Source organism: Terriglobia bacterium, assembly GCA_020072565.1.
Lineage (GTDB): Bacteria > Acidobacteriota > UBA6911 > UBA6911 > UBA6911 > JAFNAG01.
Genome location: JAIQGI010000002.1, coordinates 64,403 through 76,593, shown reverse-complemented (window position 1 = coordinate 76,593; position 12,191 = coordinate 64,403). Strand labels below are relative to the sequence as shown.

Below are 12,191 nucleotides of genomic sequence, written 5' to 3'. Positions count from 1 at the left end.
ATAGACCATCGAGACGCCAGAGTCCCGAGCACTCCGGGCGGCACCCTGCCTCCGTCGGGGAAAACCAGTTCCGCCGAAACAGGACATTTTTTGGGTTGACACGACGATCTTTGATCTTATAATTGTTTCGAAATCAAGAAACATAGAAACCAGGTGACCGCCGATGAAGAGAAACAAGCAGACGTTGCGCAGAATCTTCGAAATGCAGTGTGAGATCTGTAAGGCGATGGGGCATCCCGTGCGCCTGGAAATCGTCGAGACCCTGAGCCAGGAAGAGGTGCCGGCCGCCGCTCTGCTGGAAGATCTTGAGACGTCCAAGGCCAACCTCTCCAAGCACATGGCGCTGCTGTTGCACGTCGGCATCGTCGAGCAGCGGCGCGAAGGCCGCCAGGTCTTTTACCGTCTCGCGCATCCGGAGATCCACGAGGCGTGTTCCATCATGCGTTCCATCCTCCATCGCCGCCTGAAAAAGGAAGAGCAGCTGGCTTCGGCTATCGGAGCACGCAGAGCACGGTAGTGACACGCCGTGCGCGAGTTTTCCGTGAGATAAACCTATGAAAACTGACGCGAGGTTTCTGATTTTTGTTCTTCTGGCCTGGGCCGCCGGCACCGTTCCCCTGCCGGCCCAGCAGCCGGGTCTCACTTTGGCCGAGGCTGTCAGCCGCGCCTTGGCCCACAATCCGGAACTGGCAATCGACGCGCCGGCGCAGGCCGCGGCACGCTCCGAGATCGATGCCGGTCGCGCGGGTTATCTGCCTCGCATCGATTTTGAGCAGTCTCTGACGGGAGGGAACAATCCCGTGTACGTCTTCGGTACGCTGTTGAACCAACGGCGTTTCACCGAGGCGAACTTCGCAATTCCCTCGCTCAACACGCCCGATCCGGTCATGAATCTGCAGTCGCGCGTGACCGGCCAGCAGATGATCTGGGACTTCGGCCGCACGGGCGCACGGGTGGAAACGGCCCGTCTGGGTTTGGCGCTCACCGAGCGCAGCCACGACGAGCACGTCAACCAGGTTCTGCTCGCCGTCTATGAGGCCTATTTCTCGGTGTCGCTCGCGGACAGCGCGCTCGAAACGGCGCGCATATCGCTGCGCTCCGCAGAGTCCATCGCAGGCCAGGCCCAGGCGCGTGTCGACAGCGGTCTCGCCGTCGAGTCCGACCTGCTTCGCAGCCAGGTCGTCCTGGCTTCCGCACGTCAGCAGGAGATCGAGGCGCGCGGCCGATTGGAGATGGCCCGTGCGGCGCTGAACCGCATCATGGGAGCTCCGCTCGAAGCTCCGTTCGGGGAGACATCCGCCCTGACACCCGTGTCACTTCCCCTCCCCTCGGAGGATGCGCTCCTCGCAGAGCAGCTCCGCCGGCGCCCGGACTATCAGCGCATGCTCACCGAAGTACGCCGGTCGGAACTCGAAACTCTTTCCCGCAAGACCGATCTTTTGCCGGTGCTGGGAGCGTTCGCCGGCTGGGAAATCGACAACCCTTCCTTCCGCGAGTACGGCGGCAATAACTGGACCGCCGGCATCAACCTGCGCTGGAACATCTTCGCCGGCGGCGCCGATACCGCCCAGCTTCACGCGGCACGGAATCGACAGGAGCAGAGCAAACGGCAGCTGGAGGCGCTCGAGTCGGCTCTTGCGCTCGAGCTGCATCAGACTTTGATCCAGGTGCGTTCGGCCGGGCAGCAGGTCGAGGCGATGCGCGCCGCCGAAGCTCAAAGCCTGGAAAGCCAGCGCATTCTGCAAAACCGGTATGAGGCCGGATTGGCCACCATGACCGACCTCCTGTCGGCCCAGACGGCTCGAGCCGTGGCGCGCACCGCTCTGGCCGAAGCCATCTACCGGTATCGTGTCAGCTACGCGCGCCTCGAGTTTGCCGCAGGAACGCTCAGCCCCACATCCACAGCCATGAATCAGTAAGAGGTTTCGGAACTATGCGTACCCAATTCGTGTATGGCTTTCTGATCATCGCCGGCGCCGCACTGCTGATTGCATGCAACGCTTCGGCGCCGCCTGCTCCCACCACAGGGCGCCCGGTTGCAGTCAGCGTCGTCAGCGCCGCCTATGTGACCGTACCCGCTGTGATTGAGGTACCCGGATCGGTGCAGCCCCGCAGTCGGGTAGCGCTCTCGGCCCAGATCAATGGATCCGTGCGTGAAGTGACAGTCCGATCCGGGGACACCGTGCGCGCAGGCCAGCTTCTTGTCACCCTCGATGCGCGCGATGCCGACGGCCAGAAGGCCGCCGCAGCAGCAGGCATCGATGAGGCCAGGGCCGCTCTCGAGGAAGCCCGCAAATCGGCGGAGATGTCGGCCAGCATGCGCGACGGCGCCAAAGCCGCGGCGGATCTGGCAAGCGCAACGTATGCACGCTATCAGAAGCTCTTCTCGGCACGCTCAGTCAGCCCCCAGGAGCTGGACGAAGTGCGGGCGCGCCGCGATGCCGCCTCAGCGGACCTCGCGGCCAGGGAGACGGTGGTAGCCGCTGCACAGGATCGGCTGCGCCAGGCTACGGCGAGGATAGCTCAAGCCGATGCTCAGGCAGCACGCGCCGATGTTGTGCTCGCTTGGACGCGGGTCAAGGCCCCGGCCGCCGGACGGATCGCGGAGAAGCTCGTAGACCCGGGAAGTGCGATTTTCCCGGGCAGCCCGCTGCTTGTCCTTGAGTCAACCGAAAATCCTCAGGTGCTCGCCGACATCCCGACCCGCCAGTCCCGACTTCTGCTCCGCGGCCTCGAAGTTCGGGTTTTTGACACGGGCGAGTCCACGGCCGTCGTCACCGGGCGCATCGCGGAGATCACTCCCCTCTCGAATCCGGCTTCGCACACCGTTCAGTTCAAGGTCGACCTCCCCGCAGGCTTCTCGGCGCTTGCGGGCCGTTTCGTCAAGGTGGCGGTGCCGTCGGGAGATCGTCCGGCGCTGCTGGTGCCCCGCCAGGCCGTGCGCGAAACGGGTCAGCTGACCGGGGTATTCGTCGTCGACAGCAGTTCCGTGGCACGCTTCCGGCTGGTCAAAGTTGTACCCTATGATGGGGAACGTATCGAGCTCCTGTCAGGCGTCGACCCGGGCGAGAAGATCATAGCCAATCCGGGAATCGAGATCCTTGACGGCACGCTCCTGGAGGTCCGCAAATGAGCAGGCCTCAGTTTGCCGGCAGGCTGGCCAAAGGCTTCATCCATTCAAAGCTCACCCCCCTGATCCTCATGGCTTCAGTTGCCATGGGCGTGGCCGCCGTCCTGCTGCTGCCGCGGGAAGAAGAGCCTCAGATCATCGTTCCGATGATCGATGTGTTCGTTGCCGTTCCGGGCGCCTCAGCCAAGGAGGTCGAAACCCGGGTCGCCAGGCCGATGGAGCGACTGCTGTGGGAAATTCCGGGCGTCGAGTATGTCTACAGCACCTCCAGCCCGGGAGGGGCATTGGCGATCGTCCGGTTTTATGTGGGTGAGGATGAGGAAAAGAGCATCGTCAGGTTGAACCAGAAGATGTTTGCCAACTTCGACCTGATTCCGCCGGGCGCTTCCCAGCCGCTGATCAAGCCGCGTTCGATTGATGACGTGCCATTTCTGGCGCTGACTTTGTGGAGCGATGAGATGGACGGCTATCAGATCCGCCGCGCCGCGGCCGAGTTGCGCAATGATCTGCAGAAAATCCCGGACATTTCTGCCACGGAACTCATCGGCGGCCAGCGGCGCGAACTGCGCGTCGAACTCGATCCGGTGCAGCTGGCAGCGTATGGGGTCAGCGGAACCCAGATCCGCGGCACGCTTTTAATGAACAACCGCGCCGCGGACGCCGGCACCCTCACCGGCCAGAACGAAGCGATCGCCGTGCGCCTCAACGGCTTTCTCAAAACCGCCGATGATCTGGCCGGCCTGGTAATCGGTGTCCACAATGCCCTGCCTGTGTATCTGCGCGATGTTGCCCGCATTGTCGACGGTCCGGAGGAACCAAGGGATTATGTCTTCTTTTCGCCGGGGCCCGCCGCCGCCGCGAAGGGGATCCCCGCGCCGGGGGGCACCGCACTGCGGCCGGCCAGCGCAAGCCCCCCGTCGGCGAGAGGCGAAAAGGATCTGATGCCGGCTGTGACGATATCGCTGGCAAAGCGCAAGGGCAAGAATGCCGTCATCCTGGCGGAAGCGGCCATCAAGCGCGCCGGGGAATTCCGTGCCCGCCATCTCCCTGCCTCCCTGCAGATGACCGTGACACGAAACTACGGCGAGACCGCAGCCGAAAAATCCAACGAACTGCTCCTGCACATGATGATCGCGGTCCTTTCCGTGACCGTGCTCATCTGGCTTATTCTCGGATTCAGGGAGGCGGGCGTCGTCGCAGTGGCCATTCCGGTAACCCTTGCTCTGACTCTGGTGGTTTTTCTGCTCTATGGATACACGCTCAACCGCATCACCTTGTTTGCGCTCATTTTCTCGATCGGCATCCTGGTCGATGATGCAATCGTGGTGATCGAGAACATCGTGCGCCACAAGCGCATGCCGCAGAACCGCAATCGCCGTTTCTCCGAGGTTGCGATTGAGGCGGTCGATGAGGTCGGCAATCCCACGATTCTGGCTACCTTTACGGTAATCGCCGCGATCCTGCCGATGGCCATGGTGCGTGGGCTGATGGGCCCTTACATGCGGCCCATTCCGATCGGAGCCTCGGCGGCAATGATTTTCTCGCTCCTGGTAGCCTTCGTCATTACGCCGTGGGCTGCCATCCGCCTCCTCAGGAATTCCGGACATCCGCATGCAACCGGGGAGCAGGACGACCGGAGCACGCGGCTCTACCGCAAGTTCATGTCATTTTTGCTGGCACGCCCGAGAAACCGGTGGGCTTTTCTGGCGCTGGTTTCGCTGCTGCTGCTGCTGTCAATGAGCATGGTTTATTTCCGTGCGGTAATCGTGAAGATGCTTCCTTTCGACAACAAGAGCGAGTTCCAGGTCATCGTCGACCTGCCCGAGGGAACAAGCCTGGAGCGCACAGCAGCAGTCACGCGCGATCTGTCCGTGGCCCTCGGCAGGATACCCGAAATCACCGATCTCGAGACCTACGTAGGAACCGCCTCGCCGTTCAATTTCAACGGCCTGGTGCGCCACTACTATCTGCGCCGCGGTGACAATGTCGCCGACATCCAGGTGAATCTCACACCAAAGGGTGAGCGCTCGGATCAAAGCCACAGTATCGCGCGCCGGGCAAGGGACCTGCTCGCGCCGATTGCCCAGAAGGCAGGTGCGCGCATCAAGGTGGCGGAAGTCCCTCCCGGTCCGCCGGTGCTGGAGACATTGGTTGCTGAAGTCTATGGCTCGGACTACGAGCGCCAGATTGATCTTGCCCGGCAGATTCGCGGCATGCTCGAGAAGACACCGGGAGTCGTGGACGTCGATTGGTACGTGGAGCATGAACAAACCGAGCTGCGCTTCAACATCGACCGGCTCAAGACCTCCATGGCCGGTGTCTCGCCGACCGACCTCCAGCAGTCGGTGGAGATGGCCCTGGGCGGAACCGGTGCCGGCCTGGCGCATCTCCCGCAGGAAGCCGAGGATGTGCCGCTGGTGTTGCGCTTTCCTCTGCAATCCCGCACCGGCATGGAAGACTTAAACCAGCTGCGTGTCCCTTCTGCGTCAGGGAAGCTGGTGCCCCTTTCCGAGCTGGGCTACTGGGAAAAGACGGTGCGCGACCGCAGCATCTATCACAAGAATCTGATGCCCGTTGTTTACGTGACGGCCGACGTGGCGGGACGCGAAGAGAGCCCGGTTTACCCGATTCTTCAGCTCGACAAGGATATCCATGCCATGCGATTGCCGGAAGGGTACAGCCTGCAGACCTACACGGCGCGCCAGCCCGAAAGCGGCGACCGGCTGGCGATGAAGTGGGACGGGGAGTGGCATATCAGCTACGAGGTCTTCCGGGATCTCGGCCTGGCGTTTGCGGCGGTGCTGGTACTGATTTATATCCTCGTGGTCGCCTGGTTCCAGAGTTTCAAGACTCCCCTTGTAATCATGGCGGTCATTCCGTTCTCTCTGGTCGGAATTCTGCCCGGGCACTGGGCTCTGGGAGCTTTCTTCACCGCCACTTCGATGATCGGATTTATCGCGGGCGCCGGCATCGTGGTGCGGAATTCGATCATTCTCGTGGACTTCATCGAACTGCGCCTCAAGATGGGCGAGCCACTGGCGCAAGCTGTGGTGGATGCCGGCGCGGTGCGTTTCCGCCCGATGATGCTTACTGCCGCGGCCGTCGTAGTCGGATCTGCGGTTATCCTGTTCGATCCGATCTTTCAAGGGTTGGCGATCTCGCTCATGGCCGGAGAAGTGGCCTCGCTGCTTCTGAGCCGCATGACGGTGCCGGTGCTGTTTTACATAATGCGCCGGCGCGAGCTTGGCAAATCGCCTTTGCCGCCACCCGCAGACTCGGAATGAGAGGAGCCCAGATATGAAAGCGCATGCATTTCCGCCCCGAAAGATTCTCATTCCAACCGACATGAGCGCTGCTTCTTCAGCGGTGCAGAAGCCAACGGGTGATGCGGGCCGCGCCCGTCCCCATCATGGTGGTACCAAAGACTTGATCACGGCTGGCATGGCAGAGCAATATTAATTTGAAGGTGGGAGGAGACGGACAATGAGTATGGAACGGTGGATTCGAATGATTGCAGGAACTTTCGTCCTCATCAGCCTGGCGTTGGCGCACTGGGTCAATCCCAACTGGTTGTGGTTCACGGTTTTTGTGGGCGTCAACCTGCTTCAGTCGTCGCTGACAAAGTGGTGTTTGATGGAGGACATTCTCAACAAGCTGGGTGTTGCCAGGAAAATGCCGGCCCCGACCCGCTAAACCCTATCCCTCACTGCGAAACTCAATGGAGAGGTTTTGGCCGTGGACGATGAGAATCCCCTAAGGCACGGCGGGCGCATGAGCCGCAGTCCTGAACCGTGCGTGATGGTCATCTTCGGCGGATCCGGCGATCTCACCAGGCGCAAGCTTGTCCCCGCCCTCTACAATCTCTCGCAGGGACGTGCGATTCCGGGCGGCTTCACGATCCTGGCGCTTTCCCGCTCTCCGCTCGGCGATGACCAGTACCGCGAGAAGCTACGCCAGGCGCTCGCCGAGTCCGGTGCCCCCTTGGAAGCGTCGGCGTGGGAGGCTTTTGCGCGCGGCATCCACTACCTCTCGGCCGATTACCATGGTCCCGAAACCTACCAAGAGATCAAGAAAGCGCTGGCCGAGTATGATGTCCAGCGCGGCACCGGCGGCAACCGGATCTACTACCTCGCCACGGCCCCCAGTGATTATGTGGGCATCATTCAAAACCTGGGAGCTGCCGGACTGGCGCGCGAACACACCGACGGCGGCGCGTGGACGCGCATTATCATAGAGAAGCCTTTCGGTCGTGACCTCGAATCGGCTCTGGCGCTCAACAAAGTGGTGGTCGCCCACTTTCGGGAAGACCAGGCATATCGCATCGACCATTACCTGGGCAAGGAAACGGTGCAGAACATCCTCGTGCTTCGCTTTGCGAACGGCATATTCGAACCCATCTGGAACCGCCAGTATGTGGACAGCGTGCAGATCACGGCCGCAGAGAACATCGGCGTGGGCACACGGGGAAGCTACTATGAGGAGGCCGGCGCGTTGCGCGACATGATCCAAAACCATGTCATGCAGCTGCTGACGCTCGTCGCCATGGAGCCGCCGCCCGATTTTGCCCCCAATACTGTCCGGGATGAGAAGGCGAAGGTGTTGCGATCCATCCATCCGACATCAGCCGACGAGGTGGAGAAAGTATCGGTGCGCGCGCAGTACGGACCTGGATTCATCGCCGGCAAGCCGACCGCCGGATACCAGGAAGAGACGAATGTGTCCCCCCAGTCGGGCACCGAGACCTTTGCCGCGATCCGTTTTACCATCGACAACTGGCGCTGGGCGGATGTGCCCTTCTACGTGCGGACCGGGAAAAACCTCGCCAAGCAAGTCACCGAGATCGCAATCCTGTTCCGGCGGACTCCTCACTTCATTTTCCGCCAGTCCCCGGTCGCGGACTTGGGTGCGAACGTGCTTGCTCTGCGCATCCAACCCAATGAGGGAATCACTCTCAAGTTTGTCGCCAAGCTGCCGGGACAATCCGTGAACATCCAGCCGGTGAATATGGATTTCCGCTACGGCAGCACCTTCGGCATTCATTTGGCGAGCGCTTACGAACGGTTGCTGCTCGATTGCATGCTCGGTGATCCGACCCTGTTCAACCGCGCGGATTCGGTTGAGGCGGCCTGGTCACTGGTCCAGCCTTTTCTCGATGTCTGGTCGTCACACCGCCCCGCCGTAATTCCGACCTATGCCTCCGGGTCGTGGGGGCCGCCGGAAGCCGACTTCCTTCTGGAGCGCGAGCACAGGCGCTGGCGGCTGCTGTGAGAGCCGCGTCTGACGCACGGAGTTGAAAGCATGCATGATTCCGAAACCGTGGCAAATCTGGGCATACCACTGGGTGCCGATCTGAGCGCTATCGAGCGCGAGTTGACGGAATTCTGGGGAACCGCTTCGCAGCGAGCCGGTGAGACCGCGACCATCCGAGCCTGTTCCTGCAATCTCATGGTCGTCGTGTCCGGCCAGGCAGAGGCCGAAGCTCTGCCCCCTGTGCTCGCCGATGTCGCGGAATGGCATCCCTGCCGTTCACTTGTCGCCTTCCAGGGGTTGCAGGATGCGGAGCCGGATTCGCCCCCCATGCGGGGATGGATTCGCGTTCAGTGCAGGCGCCAGTCAGGCGGAGGGCCGCAAGTGTGCAGTGAGGTTATTACCATCGGGGTAAGGCGAGAAGCGGCCGGGGGTCTGGCCGACACTCTGGCTTCCCTTCTGGTACCGGACCTGCCGGTGTTCCTCTACTGGCGCTCCCCCAGAATCGCCGACAGGGATTTTGTCGAGGCACTGATTCGACTCGCGGACCTCCTAATCGTGGATTCAGAGCAGTCGCCTGCCGAAATCCACAATGGCGGGCAACAACTGGGGATTCTTGCTCCGGCGCCACGGCGAATCGCAATTCGCGATCTGGCATGGTCGCGGCTGACCGCCTGGCGCGACCTCATCGCTCAGTTTTTCGACACGCAGGCCTCGAGAAGCCTCCTCAAGGAGTTGACCGAGGTGGAGATCCAATGCGTTGTGTCACCCCGTGGCGGCATTCCTAAAATCGCCCTGCTGCTTGCCGGCTGGCTGGCCTCGAGGCTCTCGTGGCGGACGGCCACGGCGGAGCAGAGGCACGGCGAATGGATCTCACGCATGGCCGGCCCTGACGGCGATATATTGATTCGCTTTACATCCTCGCCCGCGGGCTCAACCCAGGGCGTCATCGGGGCGGTCACGCTCCGGACCCGCAGTGGCAACCTGTTTTCGGTGTCCGAGAACCGCGAGCAAGCGTGCATGACCGCAACCGCAACCGGACCTGCGGCAAAGCCGGTCATGCACACGGTTCCCTGTCTGTCGACGGCGGAAGCAGATCTGCTCGTCGGTGAGCTCTCGCTGCCGGGTGAGGATACGGGATTTCAGGCCGCGCTCGCAGCAGCGTCGGCACTCGAGACGAGCTTGCGCTAGGGGACAAGCCCATGTCGGAACTCGAGCTCAAGATCTACCCGGATCCGAAATCGCTGTTCCGTGCGGCTGCAGAGGCCGTGACTCAGGTGTTGCAGGCCGGCCTGCGCGAGCACCCGAAGCTGACCTTTGTTCTGGCAGGAGGCACCACACCACGAGGGGTGTATGAACTCCTGGGCACGTCCTGCGCGTTTCAGAATTGGAGCGCCGTCGAATTCTTCTGGGGCGATGAGCGCTGCGTCCCGCCCGACAACGAGGCGAGCAACTTCCGCATGGCACGAGAGTCCCTGCTCTCCCGGCTCTCCCTCCCGGACAGGAATATTCACAGAATCCCGGCCGAGTTGGAAAACAGCGAAGATGCGGCGCGGCTCTATGAAGAAGAGATCCTGAAGAGCTTCGCCGCGCCGGGTCTCCCAAGTTTCGACCTCGTGCTTCTGGGCATGGGTGACGATGGCCATACCGCCTCGCTGTTCCCGGGTACGCGCTGGGACGAGAGCAGGCTGGTCATCGCCAACCATAGCCCGCATCCGCCCTTCCGACGCATCTCGATGACGCCGCGGCTTCTGAATGCCGCCCGCCGTGTGATCTTTCTGGCCGCGGGGCAGGCCAAGGCTCACGCCCTGAAGAGAGTCCTGGAGGACCCGGCTTGCGATTATCCTGCCAGAAGAATCAAGCCCGCTGAAGGAGCGCTGACCTGGATGGTAGATAGCGCCGCCGCATCGCTGCTCCGCCAGGAACCCTGATCATAAAGTACACGAGAGAATTTTCGTGTAATTCGTGGTTTCTGTAAGTGTATCCTGCATGCGGAAAACGACGGCATGAAACACATCAATCTCGGGAGTTTTCTCGATACGCTCCGGCGCGAAGGCGAACTTCGCATCATCGAGGAGACGGTCGATCCGCACCTGGAATTGGCGGAAATCCAACGCCGGACTGTGGCGCGCCAGGGGCCCGCGCTTCTTTTCACCCGCGTGGCGCGTTCTCAATTCCCTGTCGCCACCAACCTGTTCGGTACCCGGAGGCGCATCGAACTCGCCTTCGGCACCGACCCGCAGAAGTTTGTCCGCAGAATCGTCGAAGCAGCTGAAATGCTCATGCCGCCGAAACCCTCCAGTTTATGGCATTTTCGCGATCTGCTGAAATTGAGCCTGAGATCGGGAACGAGGACGCGGCGGACCGGCCCCGTGCTGGAACGCAGCATCGAGCCGGTCCGATTGCGCGCACTCCCCCAGATACAATGCTGGCCGCACGACGGCGGCCCTTTCCTGACGCTGCCGCTCGTGTACACCGAGGACCCGATCACAGGAAAAGCCAACCTCGGGATGTATCGCAACCAGATCTATGATGACCGGACCGCCGGCATGCATTTTCAGATTCACCGCGGAGGCGGCTTTCACTACCACGAAGCTGAGCGCCAAGGCCAAGCCCTCCCGGTCAACCTGTTTCTCGGAGGACCGCCTGCCCTCATCATGTCCGCGGTCGCTCCCCTCCCCGAAAATGTCCCCGAGCTCATTCTGGCTTCCCTTCTCCAGGGCGGCCGCATCGCAACCGTGAACGATCCGGCTTTCAGCCCACTGCCGATCGTGGCCGAGGCTGACTTTCTCCTGGTCGGTAAAATACCGCCGCTGATACGCCGCCTCGAGGGGCCCTTCGGCGACCACTACGGCTGCTATTCGCTCGCCCATGAGTTCCCGGTTCTCGAAGTCGAGCGGATTTATCACCGCAAGGACGCCGTATTCCCGGCCACGGTCGTGGGGCGCCCGCCGCAGGAAGATCATTATATCGGTGAATTCCTGCAGGAGCTCTTTGCACCCATGTACCCGTTGGTCATGAATGGCGTGATTGCCGTCTGGGCATATGACGAGGCCGGCATGCACCCCCTTGCCGCAGCGGTCGTGCGTGAACGGTACCGCAAGGAAGCGTTCATGGCAGCGATGCGGATTCTAGGTGAGGGCCAGCTCTCCCTGACCAAGTTTCTGATGGTCACTGATGCGCGGCTTCCGCTCAAGGAATTCCGCCCCCTGCTGGTTCATATTCTCGAACGGGCCGATTTCGCCAGCGACCTCTTTATCTTATCCCACGTCTCGCAGGATACTCTGGATTACACGTCGCGGACCCTGAATGAAGGGAGCAAGGCAGTTCTGATGGGTCTGGGCGACAAGCGCTACGGGCTCGCGCCGGAACTGCGGGCGGACCTGAGCAATCCCATTTTCAGGCGCCAGAGAGTGTTCGCGCCGGGTGTTCTGGTCGTCGAAGGTCCGGCATGGCGGGAAAATGACAGGGCCGCGGAGCAATTGCTCCAGGAGGCAGCGGTGGAGTCGTTTCGCCTCGTGTGCCTGGTCGACGATGCCGCTGAATGCGTGCGCGACGAGACCTCATTTCTGTGGACGGTATTTACCCGCTTCGAACCCGCCGCCGACGTCTACGGATGCAACCCGCAACTGCGGCGCTATCATGTCAGCATGTCTGCGCCAATCCTGTTCGACTGCCGCCTCAAGCCCTGGTTTCCTCCCGTGGTCGAACCCGATCCCGAGACCGTAAAGCGGATCGATGCATTGTGGTCCAGAATTTTTTAGTAGCAGACAAGCCGTGGGTCGCTGCCGCGGCGCGCGGCGTCTTTCGAGGT

At 61.7% G+C, this 12,191-nt stretch carries 10 protein-coding genes; all 10 read left to right on the top strand.

The genetic code is table 11. The features are described from left to right. Nucleotides 1–163 precede the first annotated feature (163 nt). The 10 genes from LAP85_01400 (at nt 164) to LAP85_01355 (ending at nt 12,141) form a co-directional block, all read left to right on the top strand. Nucleotides 164–517, top strand: a complete 354-nt coding sequence (locus LAP85_01400; GenBank protein MBZ5495032.1) for a metalloregulator ArsR/SmtB family transcription factor — start codon at nt 164–166, stop codon at nt 515–517. 37 nt (nt 518–554) lie between these two features. Then, complete coding sequence (locus tag LAP85_01395) at nt 555–1,919, top strand: TolC family protein (protein MBZ5495031.1); 1,365 nt, start codon at nt 555–557, stop codon at nt 1,917–1,919. A gap of 14 nt (nt 1,920–1,933) precedes the next feature. Further along, nucleotides 1,934–3,133 (top strand): efflux RND transporter periplasmic adaptor subunit, encoded by a 1,200-nt coding sequence (locus tag LAP85_01390; GenBank protein ID MBZ5495030.1) that lies wholly within the window; start codon nt 1,934–1,936, stop codon nt 3,131–3,133. Then, complete coding sequence (locus LAP85_01385; GenBank protein ID MBZ5495029.1) at nt 3,130–6,414, top strand: efflux RND transporter permease subunit; 3,285 nt, start codon at nt 3,130–3,132, stop codon at nt 6,412–6,414. The genes LAP85_01390 and LAP85_01385 overlap by 4 nt, the downstream gene beginning before the upstream one ends. A gap of 13 nt (nt 6,415–6,427) precedes the next feature. Further along, the gene (locus LAP85_01380) at nt 6,428–6,589 is read left to right on the top strand and encodes a hypothetical protein (protein MBZ5495028.1); all 162 of its coding nucleotides are present in this window, start codon (nt 6,428–6,430) and stop codon (nt 6,587–6,589) included. A 24-nt stretch (nt 6,590–6,613) separates the two neighbouring features. Beyond that, the gene (locus LAP85_01375; protein ID MBZ5495027.1) at nt 6,614–6,823 is read left to right on the top strand and encodes a DUF2892 domain-containing protein; all 210 of its coding nucleotides are present in this window, start codon (nt 6,614–6,616) and stop codon (nt 6,821–6,823) included. A 78-nt stretch (nt 6,824–6,901) separates the two neighbouring features. Beyond that, nucleotides 6,902–8,398: a glucose-6-phosphate dehydrogenase gene (gene zwf / locus LAP85_01370; GenBank protein ID MBZ5495026.1), complete on the top strand. Its 1,497-nt coding sequence runs from the start codon at nt 6,902–6,904 to the stop codon at nt 8,396–8,398. 30 nt (nt 8,399–8,428) lie between these two features. Next, nucleotides 8,429–9,568 carry a glucose-6-phosphate dehydrogenase assembly protein OpcA gene (locus LAP85_01365; GenBank protein ID MBZ5495025.1) on the top strand — a complete coding sequence of 380 codons (1,140 nt, stop codon included), beginning with the start codon at nt 8,429–8,431 and terminating at the stop codon, nt 9,566–9,568. 11 nt (nt 9,569–9,579) lie between these two features. Then, the gene (gene pgl, locus LAP85_01360; GenBank protein ID MBZ5495024.1) at nt 9,580–10,308 is read left to right on the top strand and encodes a 6-phosphogluconolactonase; all 729 of its coding nucleotides are present in this window, start codon (nt 9,580–9,582) and stop codon (nt 10,306–10,308) included. 75 nt (nt 10,309–10,383) lie between these two features. Further along, nucleotides 10,384–12,141, top strand: a complete 1,758-nt coding sequence (locus LAP85_01355) for a UbiD family decarboxylase (protein ID MBZ5495023.1) — start codon at nt 10,384–10,386, stop codon at nt 12,139–12,141. Nucleotides 12,142–12,191: the final 50 nt, after the last annotated feature.